Genomic DNA, 23,872 nt, shown 5'->3' with positions numbered 1-23,872 from the left:
TATTTCTGCGTCTGGTGCTTTGAGCAGACGCAGAAAATAAGGTCTCAACTTTTAATTAGTAATCATTTATCAACGTTTGTGATAAATTCTACATATGCAGGATGTATAGCAGGCAATATTATATGCAAACGTTTGCATTATTCGACAGAGTGTTGTAAATTGATAACACTTTATAAATTCCAAAATGAAAGGCATGGATTCCACTAAAATTGGCAAATATCGCTGGAGCATTTGTGCATTGCTCTTTTTTGCTACGACTATCAACTACATAGACCGACAGGTGATTGGTTTGTTAAAGCCTATATTATCAGACCAGTTTGAATGGACAGAGAAGGATTTTGGCGGAATGATGTCTGCATTTTCGGCTGCCTATGCAGTTGGTTTGCTGGTATTTGGCCGTCTGGTAGATAAGATCGGTACCAAGATGGGATACATCTTATCTATTGTGGTATGGAGTTTTGCTGCGATGGGACATGCGCTGGCCAAGACGACCATGGGTTTTGGTATTGCCCGTGTATTACTGGGACTGGGGGAATCCGGTAACTTTCCTGTGGCGATCAAAACGGTAGCAGAATGGTTCCCTAAAAAGGAGCGGGCACTGGCAACCGGTATATTCAATTCCGGGGCTAATATAGGGGCCGTAGTGGCGCCGATAGTAGTTCCCTGGCTGGCTGGTACCTACGGCTGGCAACATGCCTTTATATGGACCGGTATTATCGGTTTTGTGTGGCTGGTATTCTGGATATTCATGTATGAGATCCCTGCACGCCATAAGAAACTGACACAGGCGGAGTTTGATTATATTCATAGCGATGACACTGCACATACAGTGGCAGACGGAGAAATTCCTGATGGTGTAAAACCTGTTACATCTGCTGCCGTAGCCGCCGCCAGCACACCACCTGAAAAGAAGAGTGTCAGCTGGTCAAAATTGCTGGGTGTAAGACAGACCTGGGCATTTGTATTTGGTAAGCTGCTGACGGACCCTATCTGGTGGTTCTTCCTGTTCTGGTTACCTTCTTACTTTGCCACTACTTTCAACCTCGATTTTAAGAAGCCTAACTTACAGTTATTCGTGATCTATACAGCCACCACTGTGGGTAGTATTGGCGGTGGATATCTTTCTTCCTGGCTGATTAACAAAGGCTGGCCGGTATTCAGGGCGCGTAAGACATCTATGCTGTTGTTTGCGATCTGTGTGGTGCCGATCATGTTTGCGAAGAGTACAAATAATATATGGGTAGTGGTGGGCCTGATCAGTTTAGCGGCGGCAGCACACCAGGCATGGTCCGCCAATATCTTCACGACAGCGTCTGATATGTTCCCTAAACATGCGGTGAGTTCTGTAGTAGGTATCGGTGGTATGGCGGGGTCTATCGGAGGCAGTCTGTTTCCGATATTCGCAGGTTTCCTGCTGGATCACTATAAAGAGCAGGGAAACATTGGTACAGGGTATAATATCCTGTTCCTGATAAGCGGATCAATGTACTTACTGGCGTGGCTGATTATGCATCTGTTTGCACCGAAAATGGAGCAGGTGAAACTTTAGCGCCGGAGGCGCTAAAGTCAATTAGGAATTAGGAATTAAGAATTAAGAATTCATTCCCAATAGGCATTCCAATAAACAAAAGGGCTCCTTGTCAATTGACAAGGAGCCCTTTTGTTTATTGTCTGACAATTAAAATCTAATTCCTAATTCCTAATTGTCTTTAGCCTTTGGCTAAAGACTAACACCGCGTTTCCATGGAATAAAATCGTCCTGGTTCAGCAGTTCAGCTTTGGTTTTTACTTCACCGCTGGCCGTCCGGATAACGTATTCCAGGATCTCTTCGCCCATTTCTTCAATGGATTTTTCCCCACTGATGATCGTACCTGTATTGATATCGATGATATCCGGCATACGCTTCGCCAGTTTGGTATTGGTCGCCAGTTTCACGACAGGAGCGATCGGGTTGCCGGTAGGCGTACCCAAACCGGTAGTGAAGAGCACTACGTTGGCGCCGGAGCCTACTTCAGCGGAAGTAGATTCCACGTCATTACCAGGTGTGCAGAGCAGGTTCAGACCTGGTTTGGTCACATATTCAGTATAATCGAGTACGTCTACTACAGGAGAGATACCGCCTTTTTTGGCAGCGCCTGCTGACTTGATCGCATCGGTAATGAGACCGTCTTTGATATTGCCCGGAGAAGGATTCATGTAGAAACCGGAGCCTACAGATTCCGCCTGGCTTTCATACGCCCGCATGATGCGGATGAATTTATCAGAAGTATCTTTTTCTACACAACGGTTGATCAGTTCCTGTTCCACACCACAAAGTTCAGGAAACTCGGAGAGGATGGAAGCGCCGCCTAAAGCAACGATCAGGTCGGAAGTGTGACCTACAGCCGGGTTGGCAGAGATGCCGGAGAATCCGTCGGAGCCACCGCATTCCAGACCGATTACCAGTTTGGACAGCGGACTTGGCTGACGAGGTTGTTTATCAGCTTCTATCAGGGCCAGGAAGGTATCTCTGATGGCGTCGGACAGCATATCAAACTCTGAGGAACTTTTCTGTTGTTCGAACACCAGTACAGGTTTGTCGAATGCGGGATTCAGTTTCTGTAATGCATCTTTCAGGATAGATACCTGTGCGTGCTGACAGCCCAGACTTAACACTGTTGCACCAGCTACGTTCGGATGGTGAATATAACCGGCCAACAGGGCACAGAGCGCGTCTGAATCCTGGCGGGTACCACCGCAACCACCTTCGTGCATGAGGAATTTCACGCCGTCGATATTGGAGAAAACGGTGTTACGTTTGGTGTTATCCGTTACGGGAGTTGCTTTATAAGTTTTGATGGCGTTCAGGTCACCGCTTTTGTACAGCGATACCAGGTCCTGCACCTGATCATTGTACACTTCGGTAGGAGCGAAGCCCAATCCTTTTTCAAAGGCGGTTTTGATAACGCTGACGTTGCGGTTTTCGCAGAATACCATAGGGATTACCAACCAGTAGTTGCGGGTACCAACCTGTCCGTCTTTACGGGGATAACCCATAAAGGTGCGGTTTTTCCATTTGCTGACGTCAGGCTTTTGCCATTCTATACTACCTTCTTTTTCGTGGAAAGCGTTCGCATCATGCTGAATATTTACGGTGGTGATGAGTTCACCTTTGAGGATAGGCGCATTCGCTTTACCAACGAGTACACCGTACATAGTAATAGGATCGCCGGTTTGTATGTCGGTGATCATGAATTTATGTTTAGCGGGAACTTCCTTGAGTAAAGTAATTGTGGAACCATTAAAACCGACTTCTGTACCCTGAGGGAGGTCCTGCAGGGCAACCAGTACATTATCGTCGGGATGTATTTGTAGAAAAGTGTTCATAATAAGCTAAAGTATGAAATAACAATACCGCCTGTTAATACTAAAATCTTAATCCTTGATAAGATTTTGCCTTTGAAACAGTCAGGATAGTATCATTGTTTGCTAAAACATTTTAACGGCAGAAGTTTAGCAGTTTTGGGTTTGCCGGCATTTTATGCAAACGTTTGCAATTTTCCGTATTAAGCGGTATCTTTCATCCAGGTTATGAAAAAGGTGCACTGATACAAGCATCCCCATAATTTATTATCATTTCCAAACCTAATATGTCGTAATATGACTGCAGAAACCAGGTACGCCTCTAGTCCGGCGGAGGTAATGAGCTGGAATACAGCCCAGACCAGAAAGGAACTTTTGATTGAACAGCTGTTCGTACAGGATGAGATTAAACTGGTATACAGTCACTATGACCGCTTTGTTACAGGTGGTATTTTCCCGGTTACGAAACCATTGCAACTGACTGCTCCTGATCAGTTCAAGGCGGCTTATTTCCTGGAAAGGAGAGAGCTGGGGATCATCAATGTGGGTGGTGCCGGAGTGGTAACAGTGGATGGTGAAACCTTTGAAATCGGCTTTAAAGAAGCGCTGTATGTGGGTAAAGGGAAGAAGGAAGTGTCTTTCAGCAGTAAAGACAGTGCCGCGCCGGCGAAGTTCTACCTGAATTCAACACCTGCACATCATGAATATCCGAGTCGCCATGTGACCCGTAAAGATGCGGAAGTAGTGACACTTGGTGCGATGGAAACATCTAATCACCGTACTATCAATAAGCTGCTTGTCAGCACAGTATTGCCTACCTGCCAGTTGCAGATGGGGATGACTGAACTCAAACCTGGCAGTGTATGGAACACCATGCCTGCACATACGCATGACAGACGTATGGAAGTCTATTTCTATTTCGAAGTGCCACAGGGGCAATCTGTCTGCCATTTCTGGGGCCAGCCGCAGGAAACCCGGCATATCTGGATGCAGAATGAGCAGGCGGTTATTTCTCCGCCCTGGTCTGTTCACTCCGGCGCTGGTACCAGCAACTATACTTTCATCTGGGGGATGGCGGGCGAGAACCTGGATTATGGGGATATGGATGTATGTGCAATACCTGATCTCAAATAGTCATTCATGAAGCGGATATTATTACTGTTAATGGCAGCAGGTGGATGGCATTCCGTGCTGCTGGCTAATTCTACGGGTAATGGTAAAGCAGCTCCGGTAAGCATTACCATCAAAAATACTTCTGCGATCTCCCGTATGGAGGAGATCGTTGAAATACCTTATACAAATCTTGGCCGTCTGACGGGCGCCTTTAAACTGGTGAATAAACAAACCGGAAAGGAAGTGCCTTACCAGATCGCTTATGAGGGTTCTCCTCAGCCACAGTTGCTGCTGGTACAGGTAAGCGTACCTGCGCATAAAAGTGTTATTATATCGGCGGTTGCTGGTCAGCCGGCAGTTGTAAAACCACGTACTTACGCACGTTATGTACCTGAGCGCAAGGATGATTTTGCCTGGGAGAACGACTGCATTGCATTCCGTATGTATGGCGCCGCCCTGGAGAATTTCCCGGCAGAAAATGCGCATGGTATAGACGTCTGGACGAAACGTACGCCTGATCTGGTATTGAACAGGTGGTACAAGACGAACGACTATCACCATGACAACGGTCAGGGACTGGATTACTATCATGTAGGTATGACCCTGGGAGGCGGTGATATAGCACCTTATCTGCATGACTCCCTCTATTTCCCCAAAAATTACAGGACGTGGAAAGTGCTGGATAGCGGTCCGTTACGTTGTACTTTCCAGTTGGGATATGAACCCTGGCAGGTAGACGGCAAAACGGTTGCCGTAGTCAAAACGATCTCCCTGGATGCCGGTGCACAATTGAATAAAATGAGCGTGTTGTATACGTTGCAGCAGGGGGATAGTCTATCGGTAGCAGCAGGTATTGTAAAACGTGCTGATCCCGGCACCTTATTGCTGGACGAAAAGACAGGTGTCCTGGGATACTGGGAACCTGAACATGGCGCTGATGGTATTACAGGTCTTGGACTGGTTGTACCAGTGCAGAAGGGACATATGAAGGTGACAGATCAGCATTTGCTGGCAACAGCAAAGGCGAGTGGGAAAGCTTCGTTTGTGTATTATTTCGGCGCTGCATGGAATAAGGCAGGGTATTATACCAGTGCGGCAGCATGGTTTGCTTATCTGCAGACATTTGCCGCCAAACAGGCTTCTCCACTGGAAATTAACATCAACTAGTAAAATTCTATTGCTATTTATGATCTTACAATCTTTTGATCTGACAGGTAAGACCGCCCTGGTAACAGGGTGTAAAAGAGGCATTGGTATGGGGATGGCGGTAGCGCTGGCAGAAGCAGGCGCGGATGTTATCGGTGTATCCGCCTCACTGGAAAAAGAAGGAAGTGAAGTGGAGAAAGCGGTGAAGGCGACAGGCCGGCAATTCTACGGTTACCAGTGTGATCTGGGAAGCCGGGAAGCGCTTTATGCCTTTGTGAAAGAAGTACATACCAATCATCCTGTAGTGGATATACTGGTGAATAATGCCGGCACTATTCTCCGGAAACCAGCGGCAGAACATCCTGACGAATACTGGGATGAAGTGATCAATATCAATCTGAATGCGCAGTTTATTCTTACCCGTGAAATCGGTAAAGGAATGATCGAACGAGGCAGCGGAAAGATTATCTTTACAGCATCGCTACTCACCTTCCAGGGAGGTATCAATGTGCCCGGATATGCCGCCAGTAAAGGAGCTGTAGGTTCACTGGTGAAGGCATTCGCCAATGAATGGGCAGGTAAGGGGATCAATGTGAATGCAATAGCACCGGGATATATCGCTACCGACAATACAGCTGCATTACGTGCAGATGAAAAACGCAGTGCTTCTATATTGGAGCGTATCCCTGCAGGCAGATGGGGAGAACCAGCCGATTTTAAAGGACCGGTTGTATTCCTGGCATCTGCGGCGGCTGACTATGTACATGGCACGATACTGACTGTTGACGGAGGATGGATGGGGCGTTAAAACAACACCTTTATACTGATCTATGAGCAAAAGAACTGAAAAGACAATCGTTGACATTGCGGAAGAGCTGAAACTCTCCATATCTACCGTTTCCCGCGCGCTGAACAATCATCCGAATATCAGTGTCAAGACAAAGGAAAAGGTGAAGAAGATGGCGAACAAGCTGGGTTATCGTCCCAATGCAATGGCCGCGGGTTTGCGTAACAGCAAGAGCCGGACTATCGGACTGGTCGTACCCCGTATTTCTATGTTCTTTCCTGCTACGATCAGTACCGTTATTCAGAACAAACTGTATGAACATGGCTATCATGTGCTGATCTGTCAGTCGAATGATTCGCTGGAACAGGAGATCGCGCTGGCGGAGACATTATATTCCACCAGGATCGATGCACTGGCTGTTTCCAGTACCTTGTATACAACAGACTTTTCTCACTTTGATATCTTCAAGGATAACAATATACCCCTGGTATTCTTTGACCGTGTGCCGAAAGATTATCAGGCGAAAGTGGTGAGGGGAGATGATTATCTCGGCGGATATACTGTAACGGAACACCTGATAGAAAAGGGATGTAAAGATATTGTACATATCTCCGGACCACTGACCTGTAGTCTTTATGTAGATCGCGTGGCAGGATACAAAAACGCCTTGCGTAAGCATAAGATACCATTCAAGAAATCGCGTGTGTTCTATCACGAACTCACGAAAGAGAATGCACAACAGGCGTGTGAGAAGATCTTTGCCAAACAGCCCTGGCCCGATGGCGTATTTGCTGCCAATGATACAACTGCGATTACTATCCTTGAGTATTGCCGCAAACTGAATCTGCGCGTACCGGAGGATATTAAAATAGTGGGTTATTCCAATGATCCGCGTGCAGAAATTATTACGCCTACCATCACGTCTGTGGATCAGTTCCCGTCATTGATGGGAGAGCGTGTAGCAGCTGCATTACTCGATCTGATGCAGCAACCGGTATCCAATCCACAGCGTTATTCAGAAGAGATCGTGCCTATCAAACTGATAGAGCGTGCGTCTTCGGCGACGACTGTTGCTACAAGAAAAACAAGTAGTAAAAAGAAAGTAAAATAGGGTAGGGTTGCTGTTAATCAACAGCAACCCTGCTTTTCTTTTATACATATATGCAAACGATTGCGTAGAAATAATTGGTTAATAACCGTACAATTTGTAGTGCGGGTAATAAAATTACACGAGATGAAAAAACTATCACTCCTATTCTGTACATGCCTGCTTACGGGCGCCATTACAACAGGGTATGCTCAGCAGAGCAACCGAAAACAGGAACTCATTGCTACTGCCAACAAAACGCTGGACTTGGCAGTACGTCAGTACAAGCTGATGATGCAGCATGTGCCTGACAGCGTATTGCCACGTACAACCAATAATGAAGATGGCAGTTTTGTTACAGCAAAGACGAATTGGTGGACCGCAGGTTTTTATCCCGGTACACTGTGGTATTTGTATGAATATTCCAAAGATAATACCCTGAAGCAGGAAGCATTGAAACGTACGGCACAGGTGGAGGTAGAGAAGAATAATAAAGGGACGCATGACCTTGGATTTATGTTGTATTGCAGCGCAGGAAACGCATATCGTATTACTAAAGATCCGAAGTATAAAGAAGTGTTGCTGACAAGTGCGCGTTCCTTGTCTACCCGCTTTAATCCCAAAGTAGGTTGCATCAAATCATGGGATCATGGCAAATGGCAGTTTCCGGTGATCATTGATAATATGATGAACCTGGAGTTGCTGAACTGGGCGACCCGTGTGAGCAAGGATCCTTCTTTTGACCGTATTGCACGTACACATGCGAATACAACTATTAAACATCATTATAGAAAAGACTACAGTTCTTATCATGTAATTGGTTATGACAGTACCACCGGTGCTGTACTGGCCAGAAATACAGCACAGGGTGCAAATGATACATCTGCCTGGTCCCGTGGACAAGCATGGGGCCTGTATGGTTACACCATGATGTATCGTGATACCAAAGACAAAGCTTATCTGGCACAGGCGCAGCATATTGCTGATTATATCCTGAATCATCCGCGTATGCCGGAAGATCTGATCCCTTACTGGGACTACGATGCGCCTGGCATTCCGAATGCACCGAGAGATGCTTCAGCAGGTGCGGTAGCAGCATCTGCATTACTGGAACTGAGCCGTTACACGAAAGGGGCGACTTCCACACGTTACTGGAATGCTGCGGAGAAAATGCTGGAAAGTCTGGCGAGTCCGGCTTACCTGGCGAAAGAGGGAGAGAATAACAACTTCATCCTGATGCACAGTGTAGGATCCATTCCACATAAATCAGAAGTGGATGTACCACTGACTTATGCAGATTATTACTTTGTAGAAGCACTATTACGGTACAAGCAATGGGCTAAATAATGCACAGACGTCATTTTATAAAAGCTTTTCCCCTGGCCGGTATGGCAGGGGCGGTACAACCAGGACAATTCCTGCTGGCTGATAGTAAGCCGGCAGGAATTGTTGCAATACAGGCAGACCGTGAGTATTGGGTACAGTTGCTGGCCCGTATTGCGGAGCCGGTCATGAAATCACTGAGCGCAGGACAACTACGTCAGCAGATGCCGCTGGAGGTAGCGCCGGGATATAACAAGCCTGTGGAAAAAGTGACTTATTTAGAGGTTTTTGGCCGTACTATGGCCGGTATTGCTCCCTGGCTGGAACTGGGTGCAGATGGAACAGAAGAGGGCAAAATAAGGGCTCGTTTTATCGAATATGCGTTGAAGGCAACCGCACAGGGAGTGCAACCTGGCGGTCCCGATCAGATGAATTTTACGGGACAGTTTGATGGCCAGCCGCTGGTAGATGGCGCCTTTCTGGCACATGCATTTATCCGCGCCCCCAAACAGCTATGGCAGCCCTTACCCGATACGGTGAAACAACAGGTAATAGCGGGCTTCAAAAGCCTGCGCAGCATTCGACCGGGGTATAATAACTGGCTGTTGTTTGCGGGTATCATAGAGGCGGCATTATTGTTATTTGGAGAGGAGTGGGACGGTATGCGGGTGGATTATGCGGTGAAGAAACACCAGGAGTGGTATAAAGGTGACGGGATGTACGGAGACGGGACGGATTTCCACTTTGATTATTACAATGGTTTTGTGATTCAGCCGATGCTGACAGATATATTGAAGGTCTTGTCAGACGCCCGCAAAGCGCCGCTGAAAGACTATGAGCAGGCTATTAGCAGGATGCAGCGTTACGGGGAGATACAGGAGCGGCAGATCTCTCCGGAAGGTACATTCCCGGTTGTGGGACGTTCTATGACTTACCGTAATGCGGTTTTTCAGCCATTGGTACAGCTGGCCTTACATGAGCAGTTACCCGCTACGCTGACACCGGGTCAGGTAAGAGCGGCATTAACAGCTGTGATAAAGCGGATATTTGAAGCGGAAGGTACGTTTGATAAGAAAGGCTGGTTGCAGCTGGGTTTTTGCGGACATCAGCCGGAGATAGCGGATGTGTATACTTCTACGGGCAGTTTATACCTCTGTACGACGGGATTTTTAGCATTGGGGCTGCCGGCAGACCATACTTTCTGGACAGCGGCTCCGGAAGAGTGGACGGCCCAAAAAGCATGGTCGGGTAAGGCAGTAAAAAAAGATCATGCGCTTTAGTCTGTGTTAATATCTATCAGACCGTATCTGATACCGAAGATGACGAGTCCGACGCGGGTCTTTACCTTCAGTTTGTCGCAGAGGCTGCTTTTATAATCATCGATGGTACGTGGACTGACGAACATTTTCTGGGCAATTTCCTTGTAAGAAAGTTCGGTACAGAGGAATTGCAGGAATGTCTTTTCCTTTGGCGTCAGTTCGATCTTCTCACTGAGAGATAATACGTCTTTCTGCAGACCGGAGATGACTTTTCCGGAGATATAATCGGGCAGATAAAAGTCTTTCTTTATAATAGAATCAAATGCTTCTTTGAGATCATCCGGTTCTACATTCTTCATGATATAACCTTTTGCACCTGATTTAAGCATTTTGATAATGACCGACTCATCATTGAGCATTGAGAGCGCGAGTACTTTGATCTGAGGGAAATGGTTATTGATCCAGGCAGCGGTTTCGTAACCGTTCATGCCTGGCATGTTCACGTCAAGTATGAGTATATCAGGTAACTGTAACTCACGGTTATTGATGATCTTGATTACTTCTTCGCCGTTGCTGGCTTCAAAGAGGATGAAGTAATCCGTAAAAGTATTAATCAGCCTGCCAAGCGCTTTTCTTACCAGTACATGGTCGTCGGCAATAGCAACACTATATTTCGCTTTCCTGGTTATGCTCATGTAATGACTCTTTGTTTATGGGTATAGTGATCCGAATGGCTGTTCCGCTATTTTTCGCACTATTGATATGGAATGTGCCTCCTATCAGGGAGGCCCGTTTTTTTATGTTCATTAACCCAAGGCCTTTCAATCTTTCCTGTTTTGCAAACAGTGCTTCAGGATCGAAGCCTACACCATTATCCTTGATTTCCAGAATGATGATATCTGTTTTATGGGAAAGCCGGACTTCTACCTTAGTGGCTTTTGCATGTTTGACAATGTTATTGAGCATTTCCTGTACAATGCGGAAAAGTATAATCTCGGTCTGATGGTCCAGCAGGTTCCTTACGTCGGCAAAATTAAAAGAAGTTTCGTACAAATTGGTCCTTTTCAGTCTCTCCAGCTCGAAGTCGATAGAGTTGGCAAGGCCTATTTCAGTAACGCGGTCTGTGTGTAAACTGCGGGAAAGATCTCTTAATTCTGTGATCGCTTTCTGTAAAGCTTTTCTGCTCTCTTCTATATATTCATGTGCCTCACTGTTATTTTCAACTGGTACGGTTAACAGGGAAAGTGCTACGAAGGTGAGCGACTGTCCGATATTATCATGTATTTCCTGGGAAAGGTGACCAAATACATTTTCCTGGATTTCCAGTTGTGATTTCAATAGTTCCTGTTCATACCTTTCTTTCATCAGCCTAAGTTCCTGCGCCTGTGCCTGCCTGCTTTTTTGATTCAGTATCAACATAATAACAATGAAGCCCACCAGTAAGACAAGCAGGAAGAGGGACGTAAAAATGACTAGGAATACCTCCTGAAAATCAGATTGCATATGAACGAAATGCTAAACAATAAATATAGGATAATATTTACCATAAGGTTGATGAAATAAAGTGTCTTTAAGTTATAAAATGGCATTAATGATATGGCATTGATAACTCCCGTCAGTGGCGGACTGCAGGTGTAAAAAAAGAGCAAACCAGTGGATACCCAGAACGGGGGTTCCTTTAGTAAGCTATGCGGTCCTGGATATTTAATACGTTCATAGAAGTAGCAGACACTGGCTGTTACTACTATGACACAACCCGATAGGAAAGTATAAGTATTAAAAATGGTGTTAGTTCCCTGAATGAGCAGCAGGTTAATCAGTGCCAATATCGGATATGCAAACATTAATACTCCCATTACCTTGACCAGTCTCGCATTTGTCATAAAGGAACGGAGCAGGAAGATCAGATAGGTAAAGTTGATGATTGCATATAAGTTATAAAAGATCAGGTTTCGTATGTTATGAATGCTATACCACCAGGCCACAACTTCCACAATAATAGTCACCAGTATATATATAATGAACGAGTTCAGGTACCGCGGAGGATCTTTCTGAAGTTTAGCCAGCAATGCCGTGATAAAACAGATAATAATGATTAATACATGCATAGGTAACTGATATAGAGACGTATGAGAAAACACGAGCATGTATGTACGCAGGACATAGATTATTGGTGGCAGATGTTTAAACTGTTACTAATGACTTTAATGCGGATGGTAAATTAGTAAAAGTGGAGATAAGATAGTTTCATGCCTATTAAAAAAACTGCCGGATGGTATATCCGGCAGGCTTAGAACATGATTTTATATGGATGGGGAAACGTTACATTTTGGAAAGCTGCAGCTCTGCAATTTTGTGAACAGGTCTTTTTGGATCGCCTGTACAGTAGGGTGGACAAGGCAATCCGAAGTTGAATGCTATTATCTCCGGTCCGTTTGGTGTAGAAACATACATGTCTTTATTTTCGGTTTTACCGGTCTGACTAGCTTTCTGCTGTGTAGCAACAAAAGCTATTGTCTGTCTGTCCTCGAGTAAGACGTTTTCCGGGAAAACGGATGGGTATGCCCCGAAATAAACCCTGATGCCATCTGCACCTGCCGCTTCTGCAGTCTCGATATATTGCTTCAGCTCGTCCAGGCTGTACCATACGCTCAGAGAATCAGGTTTTCCAAGACGCTCAGAATTAGCTCTCCATCTGTTTTCTCTATAGTTTTCTCGTAACATTGACACATGCTTGTTATCTACGAACTGACCTGCTTTCATGATTTTTGCGGCTGACATAAGATATGTATTTTAGGTTTATTGATCTCGTTAACAACCTAAAACTAGGTTTAAAAACATGGGCATTTCGCTGTAAGTTTATGATTATCATAACATTACAAACATGAGAAATTTATAATTACTATATAATCAGATCATATATAGTTTTATCTAATATAAAATCCGTGTATTTATGCTTTTATTTCGTATTAATATGAAGTTAAAACTGCGTGAATATCGGTATAAATTTACCGCATAATACCGGTGGTGAAAAAAAATCACATGTAACTGCTGATTTTTCTGTGTGCTTTTGTTCAGAATGTCCCCCTTATTATATAACAATCGAAAATTGGCTGATTTCTTACCGGGAAACATCGGTTATATAACAACAGTGATTTACGCAGTTTGTATTTGCGTAAATCTACATTTCCTCTTGATTTATTGCCGGTTTTTTATCCCCACTTACCTCTAATGGAAATACTGTTTATCAGTTAATTATCGCTTTAAAATGCGCTATTGGTGTGAGTCACAGGCGTTTTGCTATACCGTGGTTTTTTTGCGTGTTATAACAGGTAACTCAAGGATGTGTGCTGCATTCTTCGTTTACGTTCTCCATGAAGGTCAGATCAACTTTATTTTCTCTAATATTGAGAAGGCAATTAAGCCTGAATGCTGATTTAAAATATTGTACCCTTTGAAAACCCTAATTGTATTGTCCCCCCCAAAGTACCATAACTGGCCTGCTTTTTAGCAGGCCTTTTCTTTTGTATTACTTCAACTTCGTGCTGCCTTCAATGATATACTCCTTCAATGCCGGAAGATCATGAAAGAAGCGAAAAGCAATGACAGTATCTGCTGTTTTATCATCCGCTGGACTGAATAGTGTTATCTCTGTTTCGCTGTCTGTAATCCAGGCATTCTTCGTTCCTGCCAGCGCCTGACCGGTGGACGGTTCGCCGTATAACTGGCTCAATCGCCATGCCAGTTGTTTGTTGGCCTCCTGTGGATACAGAAAAATACGGTTTATGAATCCGCTTTCATTGATACCGGTGAATAGGTATTGCAGGTCAATACCGGTGTCATCCCGTTCAATTGTGCCTCTGGCGGTACCAGTAAAGGCATGATAGTGAGCGGGATCCGGATAGACGCGGAAATGGCTTTTACAGTCATAAGAGGGAAAAGGTAACATGCCCGGAATGTGTTCCGGCTTTTTTCCAAGCTGTATTTCACCAATGCCCAGGTTGTGGAACCTGAAGCTGTAAGAGGGTGGCATCGCTTTCATATGTATGGGTTAGTACTTATAAATTTACACAAAAAAGTAAAAGGGACGAACAAGAGGCATTTCCCTCTTATCCGTCCCTTTCATTTATGCGGGTAATGACTATTTCTTTGATTTGGCGCCCATCTGGAATACCAGACGGCCTCCGTTCATGATATCAGCATGGCTGATAGCATTTCTTGTTACAGGCTGACCATTCAGGGTCACTTTCTGTACATATACGTTTTTGTCACTCTGATTGATCGCTTCTACTGTAAATGTCTTACCATTTTCCAGCTGAATACTCGCTTCTTTTACAGCAGGGCTACCCAGGATGTATTCATCTGATCCCGGACATACAGGATAGAAGCCCAGAGAGGTAAAGATGTACCATGCGCTCATTTGTCCGCAGTCATCGTTTCCTCCCAGACCATCTGCACCTGGATGGTACATTTTCTTCAGGATCATACGCACTCTTTCCTGTGTTTTCCATGCTTCGCCAGTCCAGTTGTAAAGGTAAGCCACGTGGTGAGATGGTTCGTTACCATGTACGTAGTTACCGATGATACCGTCACGGGTGATATCTTCTGTTTCTGCAAAGAATTCATCAGGCAGGTGCATGGTGAACAGAGAATCCAGGTGTTTAGAGAAGCGTTTTTTACCACCGTTCAGCTCAATCAGCTGTGCAGGGTATTGTGGTACATACAGGCTGTAGTTCCATGCATTTCCTTCAATGAAGCCCTGGTTGTCGGTCTTCAGCGGATCGAAAGCAACACGGAAAGTACCATCATTCAGGCGTGGGCGCATGTAACCAATGCTGGCGTCATATACATTGCTATAGTTCAGAGAGCGTTTGATAAATTCGTCATAGATATCCTGTTTGCCCAGTTTCTTTGCGATCTGTGCGATACACCAGTCATCATATGCATATTCCAGTGTTTTGGATACTGATGCACCGCTCTTATCTTCCGGTACATAACCTTTGTCAATGTAATAACCGATCCCATCGTAGCTACGATGTCTTGCTGTTGTTACACAGGCTTCCAGTGCTTTTTCCTGATCAAAAGGCGCGTTGCCTTTGATGATGGCATCTGCTATCAGTGATACGCTGTGATAACCGATCATACACCAGTTCTCATTAGCATAATGAGACCATACCGGTAACATATGCTGTACGCTTTGGTCATAGTGTGCAAGCAGAGACTGTACCATGTCAGCGTTACGCTTAGGCTGGATAACGTTGAATAAAGGATGCAGTGCTCTGTAAGTATCCCACAGAGAGAAAGTCGTATAGTTGGTAAAGCCTTCTGCTTTATGATTATTCTGATCCAGGCCACGGTAGCTGCCATCAATGTCCATGTAAGTGGTAGGACTGAGAAAGGCGTGGTACATCGCCGTATAGAAATTAATCATCTCGTCATTGCTGTTCAGCTGAGCAGTCACTTTATGCAGTTCTTTGTTCCATTGTGCCTGACCATCCTGTTTTACTTTATCGAAATCCCATCCTGGTATTTCCGCACGCAGGTTAGCCAGTGCTCCTTCGGTGCTTACCGGAGACAGGGCAAACTTGATCTTGATTTTTTCACCTGCCTGCACTTTGAAATCAAACCAGGCCCTGATCTGACGGCCGGCCATTTCGGGGAAGTTGTGCGCTACATCAAACTTGCGCCAGAAACCCTTGTATACATCATTTGCATAGTTCTGATGACCATACTGAGAGATCGGTTTGGAGAAGGACATTGCAAAATATTCTGTCCTCGTACGCGCCCATCCGTTAGTCTGACGATAACCGGTGATCAGCGTATCGTTTTCTACTCTTACGAATGTCCATACATTCTTGTTGCCATAGTTATAGATGCCCGCCATCAGGTCCAGGATGATATGCGCCTGGTCTGTCGCTTCGGCAAAGGTATACTGGTGAAAGCCCACACGGTTGGTGGTGGTCAGTTCGGCCGTGATATTATATTTATCGAGTTTTACTTTATAGTAGTCCGCTTCGGCTACTTCGTTATCATGTGAGAAGGTAGAGCGATAACCTGTTTCCGGATTTGTCGCTGTACCAGGGTTCAGGAGCAGCTTACCGGTAGTCGGCATGATCAGGAAATCTCCCAGATCAGAGTGGCCCGTACCGCTGAAGTGCGTATGGCTGAAGCCTGTAATGGTTTTATCTACATACTGGTATCCTGCACAGTATTTATAAACGTCCGGGTTGTAGCGGCCGTTCATCTCATACGGGAGGGTATCTGTTTCCGGGCTCAGTTGCACCATTCCGAATGGTACAGTGGCTCCGGGATAGGTATGTCCCATCTTCTCCGTACCGATAATAGGTTTAACATACTGCACCAGGTTCTTGTCCTGGGCCTGCAGGGAAAGCTGCGTGCATAATGATAATGCAGTGATTAATGAAAGACGAGTAACCAAACGTGCGCCCATTGTCAATGTGTATTTTAGCGATTAGATAACCCCGCAAAATAAAAGTTCCGGGGTAAACGACTTGTCACAGCCGGGTAAAAGAGTTTAAATGAAATGTAAATAATGAAAAAATGAGGCATTTTCAATATTTTGTCGGCAAATTCAGCGAGCAGTGACAAAACCGATATTAGTAATAAAATTTGGGACAGCCTCCATTACGCATGAAAATGGGGAGCTGGATGAAACAATAGTGGCTTCAATAGCCAGGCAGGTAGCCGATCTTAAGGATGAATACAATATCGTATTAGTGTCATCAGGGGCCGTGGCTGCAGGTAAGAAGTACCTTAAGAATTATGGAGGTACGATGAGCGAACGTAAGGCAGCGGCAGCGATAGGTAACCCCTTGCTGCTAAGCAAATATGCCCGTTATTTCTCGCCATATGACATTGCCATTGCTCAAAGCCTTTGTGAACGGAGGCATTTCAGCAACAGGGCGCAGTTTCTTCAGCTAAAGAAGACATATGAGGAATTATGGACCAGTGGCGTGATCCCCGTCGCAAATGAGAATGATGTAGTAAGCGACCTGGAACTGAAATTTTCAGATAACGACGAACTGGCGACCCTGATAGCCGTGGGCTTTGGCGCCAGTATGCTACTGTTCAGCACTTCTGTAGGAGGTGTCCTGGACAGGGAAGGAAAGGTCGTTCCCAAGATAGAAGCGATCGATGAGTCTATCCTGTCACTGGCAGACACTAAAAAGTCCAATCTGGGCCTGGGAGGCATGGTATCCAAGCTTACTTTTGCCCGACTGGCTACCCGTATGGGGATTAAAGTAGTGATATTCGGTATCCATACTACTGATGGTATCCTGAACGCTATCGCCGGTAATACCGGTACTTTATGTCTGCCGCAGGAATGTAGTATGCCTGCCCGCAAGAAATGGCTGGCCAGCGGCAGCCTTGTAACCGGTCGTGTACTGGTAGACGAGGGTGCGCTCGCAGCTCTGCAGAAAAGACGTAGTTTGCTGGCAGTAGGTGTTCTGACCGTGCTGGAGAGATTTGAAGGCGGAGAGGTGTTTGAGATCGTCGATGAAGAACATAATGTTATAGCGGTGGCGCGTGCGAAAGTTTCCTCCGACCTGCTGTCAGATGAAGGCAAGGTGCAGAACCTGGAGATCGCACATGCTGACGATATCGTGTTGTTATAAACAATTGTTTTAAAATACCGGAAGATGGAATCTATACAACCTTTACTGGAGAAGGCACAGGCAGCTACCCGCTCCCTGAAGACACTGCCAGATGCGCAAAAGCAGGAATTGCTGCGGAAGCTTTCCACCGTGGTGGAAGCACATACCGATGCGATTGTTGCGGAGAATAAAAAGGACCTGGATAAGATGTCTGATCAGGACCCCAAAAAAGACCGTTTATTATTAAATACTGCCCGTATCAAACAGCTGGCCGATAGCCTGAATGATATAGCTGGTCTGCAGGACCCGGCCAATCAGTTACTGGTTGAAAGAACGCTGGACAATGGATTGCAGGTACAGAAACGTACCGTACCCCTGGGTGTGGTAGGCGTTATATATGAATCAAGACCGAACGTTACACTGGATGTAGCGGCACTCTGTATCAGATCGGGGAATGTGGCGGTGCTGCGTGGCGGTACAGACGCATTCCATACCAATATTATCCTGGTCGACCTGATACAGCAGGTGCTGAAGGAATTTAATGCGGATCCCAATGCAGTACAGTTATTACCGGTCGACAGAGCGCTGATCGGTGAAATGCTGACAGCTGTTAAATATATTGACATCATTATCCCGCGTGGTTCACAGCAGCTGATCGACTATGTACGCGCAAATTCCAAAGTACCTGTTATCGAAACAGGGGCAGGTGTTTGTCATACATATGTGGAAAAGACTGCAGACCTGAAGAAGGCCAGCGCTATTATTACCAATGCAAAAGTATCCCGTCCATCCGTATGTAATGCGCTGGATACAGTGTTGGTCGATAAAGAGGTGGCACCTGAGTTACTGCGTCAGCTGGCTGATTCCTTACAGGATTATGATGTGGAGATCTTTGCAGATGAACTATCTTTCAACCTGTTACAGGCGTTGGAATATCCTTACCTGATCAAGGCTACACCGGCTGATTTCGGACGGGAATTCCTCGATTATAAGTGTTCAGTGAAAGTTGTAGATGGATTAGAGGATGCCCTGCAACACATACAGGAATATTCATCCAAACATTCTGAAGCTATCGTATCACAGGATACAGTACTCAGCGAACGCTTTCTGAATGAGGTGGATGCAGCGGCTGTCTATGTGAATGCTTCCACCAGGTTTACAGATGGTGGCGTATTCGGATTGGGCGCTGAGATAGGCATCTCTACACAGAAGTTGCACGCACGCGGACCTTTTGCTTTAGAGAAACTGGTGACAGAAAAATGGTTCGTCAGAGGCGACGGCCAGGTCAGATAGTACCCTCATCGACCCTTTTAAAGCGATATCCTTTTTGTTTAAGATATTTAATCAGCTGTTGTAAATGCAGGTACAGTTTATCCCTTCTCCGGGGATCTGTCCCTGCATGGATCAGCAGTATAACGCCATTCAGTTTTCCCGCTCTCTGCTGCTCAAAAGTCTTTACAGACTGAATGATCGTTTTGCTGCTTTTGTAGGTTTTTCCCATTTCAGGATATGTATAATCTGCATTACTACCGGTACCCGGTGTAAAGCAGACAATCTGTAAGCCTAGGTTTGCCGACCAGGCAGCAACGCTGTCATTCCACCATTCATAGGGAGGAATAAAGCAGTTCACTTTACCGGTATCGATACCAAGTTCCTGCATTACAACGAGGTTGTTGTGCATATCGTTTGTGAATTGTTGCTGTGTTATCAGCAGACTATCCCTTTTTTTCCAATCGCAATACAAAAGGTGTTTATCTGAATGTGGGCCGAGATAGTGCCCTTCTTTATACAATCGTTGAATACCTGATCTGAAGAGTGGATTGCGGTAAAAATTACCTGTGAAGAAAAAGGAACCTTTGAGCTTTCCCTGTTTTAAAGTTTGTGTGATGGATGATAGTCCTTCTCCGAATTCATCTGCCGTAAAAACCAGCGCGATTTCCTTGTGTGAACTATCCATCCTGGTGATACCACCTTGTGTAACTGTGTATCCTTTTTCTCTTGCAGCATGTTCCTGTGCTGCCAGCAGATAGATCAGTACCGCGGTACCGTCCATCGTCGGTTCATTGGTACTGTAATCGCCATAGTCATCGTGGTATACGGCCAGGTCACTCTGGAATGCGGCATATTCATCCACATCCTGCAACCGGATACCGATCAGGTTTTTGAAGATATTGGTATATACCGGACCGTCTACCAGTCCGCCGTCAATAGGATACTGTTTCAGGTGTGTAAAAGAGGAATGGGGATCTGTAGGTGTATCGCCGTGTGCGGGTAATCCATATACCATAGCAGTACCCCAGGGATTACATCCGAAGATCCAGTCGAAGCAGGCCTGTTCAAGCTGGAGATAAGTATTATCACCGCTCAGCTCCCGGTACCAGTAACATTGTATGGCAAAGGCAACTGTGAGGTTATTGCTACACCAGATAAATGGAATACCCCGGTAAAATGCATTCCTGGAAGCTTTCTGCCATACCCGGTCTATTCCTTCCCGGTAATAACGGATCAGTGTATCTCTCTGCGGACCTTTCACTTGTCTGGCAAGTTCTGCATGGCCCTGGTTAATGAAGGGATACCATTGATAATGGCGGGCAGTATCTTTTCCTAACCAGGGAGTGACTGGTTCCTGGTGGGCAAAGTCCAGCGCATTGGAGAGGTATTCTTTTCCCAGGGAAGCGGCTGCCAGCTCCATATCATCTGTCCAGTTATCTTCTTCATAGAAATAGGGAGAGCGTCCAGGGGCGGTCTGACAAACGCCTGGTTTGGCCATACCGAAAGCATAGGCGGCTTTGGCCTTATGACCAAGGCTATCAGCATAGCTGGTATAGATGTTTGTGAATAACTGTTGTCCGAGGGCGAAGCAGCTGCTAAATTTCCCGGCTGTGGAAGCTGTGCCGGTAGCCCGGTTTTTATATTTCAGCAATCCCTGAGGTTCGCCGATACAGAAATAGACAGGACGTTCGAGTCCGCGGCCATAAAAGTTTGTATCCTGTTTAGGAATACGCATTCCCTGATGATCTCTGTCATCCCCTATCTGATTATACATCCTGTCGTCCCGTGGATTCATTTTAATGAGCCAATCCAGGCCCCATTTTGCCTCGTCTAATACATCGGCTATACCATTACCGCCAGCGAGTCCGTTTGCTTGTAATGAGTCTGAAAATACCCCTGGGAAGTCACGCCAGGCAGCCAGCAGGTGCCAGGTAGCGTTAGCGGAAGTGGTGACGTATTGCAGATAATCAGATGCATCGTGCCAGCCTCCCGAAACGGGGATAAATGTGGTATCCGGACTGTATACCGGAAAGCCATCATGTGTGTGGCAGGAGTCTTTCAGGAAAGGATTGAAACCGCTACGTTGCTGACGCATATATCGCAGACAAAAGTCGGCTGCTCCTTTATAAGCATTGTCGCTGATGAGAAAGGCGGGGGATTTTGCTTTTGCGGTTTGCAGATAATATTGCCCGGGCGACGTGAAAGAGGAGAAATCCAGCCGGGAAGTTTGGGTGAACGGACCATAAGCACCTGCGGCCCTGCCTGCCTTTCCTTTATACTCCACTTTGCCGGTGACGGCGTTGACCAGTTCAAAATATTTTAATGTATCTTGTTCTTTACTGCACCAGACCGCAACCTTGCTGCCTCGGGGGGCATATCCGAGTTGATTGATACGTATCAGGTCCGCAAGAAGGGGATGGCTGATAAATGTGGATAATACCAGCAAGAGCAGCTTTTTCATATACACGCGGTTTTGGTTGAAGTACTGTGAAAATATAAATTAATTCGTTTTTCTGCATACAAATACTAGATATTTTGCGTTTTTGTGTTTATATTTAAACGTGAATGTGCGTTTTTATGCAGGTTTTTATCAACTGAAATAATAATTCCCGGGTATGACAGCAGGCCTCTTGTTCTCGATCGTCATTGCATATTTTTTTATATTATTAGTGGTAGCCTGGTATACCGGCAGAAATTCCAATAATGAATCCTTCTTTATAGGCAACCGTAACAGTAACTGGATGCTGGTAGCCTTTGGTATGATTGGTACCTCGCTGAGCGGAGTGACCTTTGTGAGTGTGCCCGGAGATGTGGGGAAAACAGCATTCTCGTATTTACAGGTAGCTTTCGGCAATATGCTGGGGTATGTAGTGATCGCGTTTGTATTACTGCCCTTGTATTACCGGCTTCAGTTGACTTCTATCTATAATTACTTCAATACGCGTTTCGGCGTCAGGTCTTATAAAACGGGAGCTTCCTTTTTCATATTATCCAGGACACTGGGAGCGACCGCACGTTTATATCTCGTTGTAAATATCCTTCAGAATCTGTTGCAGGAGACTTTCGGTAATCAGTTCACTGTTCCTTTCTGGCTCACCACACTGATCATTCTGATGATGATACTGTTGTATACATTTGAAGGAGGGGTGAAGACAATTGTATATACTGATACCTTACAGACGACCTGTATGCTGTCTGGCCTGGTGATCTGTATCATCTATATCCTGAATCACCTGGACCTGAGTGTGGGTACAAGTCTGCAGGCAATGAGTGACAAAGGTATGTCCCAGATCTTCTTCTGGGATCCGAATAGTCCGCACTTCTTTCTGAAACAGGTACTGGGTGGGGCGTTTATAACCATCACTATGACTGGTATGGACCAGGAAATGATGCAGAAGAACATATCCGTAAAAAGACTGGTAGATGCACAGAAAAATGTGATGACCCTGAGTGTGATCTTTGTGGTCGTGATTATCCTCTTCCTGTTCCTCGGCGGACTGTTATACCTGTTTGCAGAGCAGATTAACGTAACAGCATCCGCAGATAAGTTATTCCCGACATTAGCCCTGGATGCGCGGTATATGCCACCGGCCATTTCTATTATTTTCATCATTGCACTGATCTCTGCATTGTTCCCGAGTGCGGATGGTGCAATCACTGCATTGACATCTTCTTTCTGTATTGATATACTGAATCTGCAAACTGGCAGACCAAGATCTGAGCAGCAGAAAAAGAATATCAGAAGGGTTGTACATCTTGGATTCACCGTTATATTCATGGTTGTCGTGCTGATATTTAGGCAGATTGACAGCTCAAGTATGATCTCTGTAATTCTGAAAGTAGCTTCTTATACATACGGACCTTTACTTGGTTTATTTGCATTTGGCATTCTGACAAAACGTACGGTAAATGACGATATGGTACCACAGATAGCGATTGCTGCACCAATATTATGCTTTGGTCTGGAGTACTTCCAGCAGTATATCTTCGGCGGTTATAAAATAGGTCTGGAATTGTTAATCATCAACGGCTTGCTCATGTTCATCGGGTTGTGGCTGTGCTCTAAAGATTTTCAAAAAAGAGGTCTGGTATCCTGATCCATAAATTTTAAAGTTAACGCTATGCTTACTACAGAAATGTCTTCCCATTTTAATAATCTGGAGAAGATGAGTGTTCGCGCCCTGTTGGAAGGGATCAATAGTGAAGATATCACGGTTCCGCTGGCAGTGGCAAAAGCAATTCCACAAATAGAATTACTGGTTACTGCAACAGTTGAAAAGATGAAGCAGGGAGGTCGCCTGTTTTATATAGGAGCAGGTACCAGCGGTCGCTTAGGTATACTGGATGCGTCCGAATGTCCGCCGACATTTGGCGTGCCGCATGAAATGGTCATAGGTATTATCGCAGGAGGCGATACGGCTATCCGGAAGGCTGTAGAGTTTGCAGAAGATGATACGCAACAGGCAGCAAAAGACCTGGATAATTATCATATTAATGAGAAAGATGTAGTCATAGGTATCGCTGCATCAGGCACAACGCCTTATGTGATTGGTGGTGTAAAGGCAATGAGGGAGAGAGGTATTGTCACCGGATGTGTTACCTGTAATGTGGGGAGTCCGCTGGCAGCTGAGGTACAATATCCTGTAGAAGCGGAAGTAGGTGCAGAGTTTCTGACCGGCAGTACCCGCATGAAATCTGGTACCGCACAGAAACTTATACTGAATATGATCTCTACCTCAGTAATGATACAGTTAGGAAGGGTAAAGGGGAATAAGATGGTAGATATGCAGCTGAGCAATCATAAACTGGTGGATCGCGCAACGCGGATGGTGATGAGTGAATTGAATGTAGACGAGGCTACGGCTCGTCAGCTGATAGCAGAAAAAGGCAGTGTAAGAGCGGCCATTGAAGGCAGAAAATAAACAG

General features: G+C 45.5%; 18 protein-coding genes. 11 read left to right on the top strand and 7 right to left on the bottom strand.

All coding sequences use genetic code 11. The features are described 5' to 3' along the window. Positions 1-193 precede the first annotated feature (193 nt). Complete coding sequence (locus CPIN_RS33825; RefSeq protein WP_044223114.1) at positions 194-1,549, top strand: MFS transporter; 1,356 nt, start codon at positions 194-196, stop codon at positions 1,547-1,549. Between the two features lie 171 nt (positions 1,550-1,720). On the opposite strand, the gene CPIN_RS33820 is transcribed toward CPIN_RS33825, so the two are convergent. Further along, positions 1,721-3,367, bottom strand: a complete 1,647-nt coding sequence (locus tag CPIN_RS33820) for a UxaA family hydrolase (RefSeq protein WP_012794392.1) — start codon at positions 3,365-3,367, stop codon at positions 1,721-1,723. Between the two features lie 273 nt (positions 3,368-3,640). On the opposite strand from CPIN_RS33820, the gene kduI reads away from it, so the two are divergent. From kduI to CPIN_RS33790, 6 genes are all read left to right on the top strand, one after another. After that, positions 3,641-4,477, top strand: a complete 837-nt coding sequence (kduI, locus tag CPIN_RS33815) for a 5-dehydro-4-deoxy-D-glucuronate isomerase (protein WP_012794391.1) — start codon at positions 3,641-3,643, stop codon at positions 4,475-4,477. A 6-nt stretch (positions 4,478-4,483) separates the two neighbouring features. After that, the gene (locus tag CPIN_RS33810) at positions 4,484-5,623 is read left to right on the top strand and encodes a BT3233 family polysaccharide utilization protein (protein ID WP_012794390.1); all 1,140 of its coding nucleotides are present in this window, start codon (positions 4,484-4,486) and stop codon (positions 5,621-5,623) included. Positions 5,624-5,645: 22 nt separating this feature from the next. Continuing rightward, positions 5,646-6,410 carry an SDR family oxidoreductase gene (locus CPIN_RS33805; protein WP_187294795.1) on the top strand — a complete coding sequence of 255 codons (765 nt, stop codon included), beginning with the start codon at positions 5,646-5,648 and terminating at the stop codon, positions 6,408-6,410. A 22-nt stretch (positions 6,411-6,432) separates the two neighbouring features. Then, on the top strand, positions 6,433-7,500 hold the full coding sequence (locus CPIN_RS33800; RefSeq protein ID WP_012794388.1) for a LacI family DNA-binding transcriptional regulator: 1,068 nt from the start codon (positions 6,433-6,435) through the stop codon (positions 7,498-7,500). Between the two features lie 123 nt (positions 7,501-7,623). After that, positions 7,624-8,823 carry a glycoside hydrolase family 88 protein gene (locus CPIN_RS33795; protein WP_012794387.1) on the top strand — a complete coding sequence of 400 codons (1,200 nt, stop codon included), beginning with the start codon at positions 7,624-7,626 and terminating at the stop codon, positions 8,821-8,823. Then, positions 8,823-10,079 (top strand): DUF2264 domain-containing protein, encoded by a 1,257-nt coding sequence (locus CPIN_RS33790; RefSeq protein WP_012794386.1) that lies wholly within the window; start codon positions 8,823-8,825, stop codon positions 10,077-10,079. The genes CPIN_RS33795 and CPIN_RS33790 overlap by 1 nt, the downstream gene beginning before the upstream one ends. Here CPIN_RS33790 and CPIN_RS33785 read toward each other — a convergent pair. The 5 genes from CPIN_RS33785 to CPIN_RS33760 all read right to left on the bottom strand — a co-directional run bounded on the left by CPIN_RS33785 (position 10,076) and on the right by CPIN_RS33760 (position 16,509). After that, positions 10,076-10,753 carry a response regulator transcription factor gene (locus CPIN_RS33785; RefSeq protein WP_012794385.1) on the bottom strand — a complete coding sequence of 226 codons (678 nt, stop codon included), beginning with the start codon at positions 10,751-10,753 and terminating at the stop codon, positions 10,076-10,078. The two genes, CPIN_RS33790 and CPIN_RS33785, sit on opposite strands and share 4 nt — an antisense overlap. Next, positions 10,725-11,561, bottom strand: coding sequence for a sensor histidine kinase (locus tag CPIN_RS33780; protein WP_012794384.1), 837 nt, complete (start codon positions 11,559-11,561; stop codon positions 10,725-10,727). The genes CPIN_RS33785 and CPIN_RS33780 overlap by 29 nt, the downstream gene beginning before the upstream one ends. An 819-nt stretch (positions 11,562-12,380) precedes the next feature. Beyond that, the gene (locus CPIN_RS33770) at positions 12,381-12,839 is read right to left on the bottom strand and encodes a hypothetical protein (protein WP_012794382.1); all 459 of its coding nucleotides are present in this window, start codon (positions 12,837-12,839) and stop codon (positions 12,381-12,383) included. Between the two features lie 748 nt (positions 12,840-13,587). Continuing rightward, the gene (locus CPIN_RS33765; RefSeq protein WP_012794381.1) at positions 13,588-14,100 is read right to left on the bottom strand and encodes a hypothetical protein; all 513 of its coding nucleotides are present in this window, start codon (positions 14,098-14,100) and stop codon (positions 13,588-13,590) included. Between the two features lie 99 nt (positions 14,101-14,199). Further along, entirely contained in the window at positions 14,200-16,509 is a 2,310-nt protein-coding gene (locus CPIN_RS33760) for a GH92 family glycosyl hydrolase (protein WP_012794380.1), read from the bottom strand. A gap of 151 nt (positions 16,510-16,660) precedes the next feature. Here CPIN_RS33760 and proB point away from each other — a divergent pair, with 151 nt between their 5' ends. After that, positions 16,661-17,695, top strand: a complete 1,035-nt coding sequence (gene proB / locus CPIN_RS33755) for a glutamate 5-kinase (RefSeq protein WP_012794379.1) — start codon at positions 16,661-16,663, stop codon at positions 17,693-17,695. Between the two features lie 24 nt (positions 17,696-17,719). Continuing rightward, on the top strand, positions 17,720-18,967 hold the full coding sequence (locus tag CPIN_RS33750) for a glutamate-5-semialdehyde dehydrogenase (RefSeq protein WP_012794378.1): 1,248 nt from the start codon (positions 17,720-17,722) through the stop codon (positions 18,965-18,967). Here the strand turns inward: CPIN_RS33750 and CPIN_RS33745 are convergent. After that, positions 18,960-21,407 (bottom strand): bifunctional glycoside hydrolase family 9 protein/polysaccharide deacetylase, encoded by a 2,448-nt coding sequence (locus CPIN_RS33745; RefSeq protein WP_012794377.1) that lies wholly within the window; start codon positions 21,405-21,407, stop codon positions 18,960-18,962. The genes CPIN_RS33750 and CPIN_RS33745 overlap by 8 nt on opposite strands. Positions 21,408-21,561: 154 nt before the next feature. Here CPIN_RS33745 and CPIN_RS33740 point away from each other — a divergent pair, with 154 nt between their 5' ends. Beyond that, on the top strand, positions 21,562-23,043 hold the full coding sequence (locus CPIN_RS33740; protein ID WP_012794376.1) for a sodium:solute symporter: 1,482 nt from the start codon (positions 21,562-21,564) through the stop codon (positions 23,041-23,043). 24 nt (positions 23,044-23,067) lie between these two features. Next, the gene (murQ, locus tag CPIN_RS33735; RefSeq protein WP_012794375.1) at positions 23,068-23,868 is read left to right on the top strand and encodes an N-acetylmuramic acid 6-phosphate etherase; all 801 of its coding nucleotides are present in this window, start codon (positions 23,068-23,070) and stop codon (positions 23,866-23,868) included. Positions 23,869-23,872: the final 4 nt, after the last annotated feature.

The organism is Chitinophaga pinensis DSM 2588 (assembly GCF_000024005.1).
Classification (GTDB): Bacteria; Bacteroidota; Bacteroidia; order Chitinophagales; family Chitinophagaceae; genus Chitinophaga; species Chitinophaga pinensis.
The sequence above is the reverse complement of the archived record's forward strand: the minus strand, read 5'-3'. Positions and strand labels throughout refer to the sequence as shown.

Coding starts and splice junctions, on each gene's coding strand:
- CPIN_RS33825 (WP_044223114.1), top strand. CDS start 194: ATGGATTCCACTAAAATTGGCAAATATCGCTGGAGCATTTGTGCATTG.
- CPIN_RS33820 (WP_012794392.1), bottom strand. CDS start 3,367: ATGAACACTTTTCTACAAATACATCCCGACGATAATGTACTGGTTGCC.
- kduI (WP_012794391.1), top strand. CDS start 3,641: ATGACTGCAGAAACCAGGTACGCCTCTAGTCCGGCGGAGGTAATGAGC.
- CPIN_RS33810 (WP_012794390.1), top strand. CDS start 4,484: ATGAAGCGGATATTATTACTGTTAATGGCAGCAGGTGGATGGCATTCC.
- CPIN_RS33800 (WP_012794388.1), top strand. CDS start 6,433: ATGAGCAAAAGAACTGAAAAGACAATCGTTGACATTGCGGAAGAGCTG.
- CPIN_RS33795 (WP_012794387.1), top strand. CDS start 7,624: ATGAAAAAACTATCACTCCTATTCTGTACATGCCTGCTTACGGGCGCC.
- CPIN_RS33790 (WP_012794386.1), top strand. CDS start 8,823: ATGCACAGACGTCATTTTATAAAAGCTTTTCCCCTGGCCGGTATGGCA.
- CPIN_RS33785 (WP_012794385.1), bottom strand. CDS start 10,753: ATGAGCATAACCAGGAAAGCGAAATATAGTGTTGCTATTGCCGACGAC.
- CPIN_RS33780 (WP_012794384.1), bottom strand. CDS start 11,561: ATGCAATCTGATTTTCAGGAGGTATTCCTAGTCATTTTTACGTCCCTC.
- CPIN_RS33770 (WP_012794382.1), bottom strand. CDS start 12,839: ATGTCAGCCGCAAAAATCATGAAAGCAGGTCAGTTCGTAGATAACAAG.
- CPIN_RS33765 (WP_012794381.1), bottom strand. CDS start 14,100: ATGAAAGCGATGCCACCCTCTTACAGCTTCAGGTTCCACAACCTGGGC.
- CPIN_RS33760 (WP_012794380.1), bottom strand. CDS start 16,509: ATGGGCGCACGTTTGGTTACTCGTCTTTCATTAATCACTGCATTATCA.
- CPIN_RS33750 (WP_012794378.1), top strand. CDS start 17,720: ATGGAATCTATACAACCTTTACTGGAGAAGGCACAGGCAGCTACCCGC.
- CPIN_RS33745 (WP_012794377.1), bottom strand. CDS start 21,407: ATGAAAAAGCTGCTCTTGCTGGTATTATCCACATTTATCAGCCATCCC.
- CPIN_RS33740 (WP_012794376.1), top strand. CDS start 21,562: ATGACAGCAGGCCTCTTGTTCTCGATCGTCATTGCATATTTTTTTATA.
- murQ (WP_012794375.1), top strand. CDS start 23,068: ATGCTTACTACAGAAATGTCTTCCCATTTTAATAATCTGGAGAAGATG.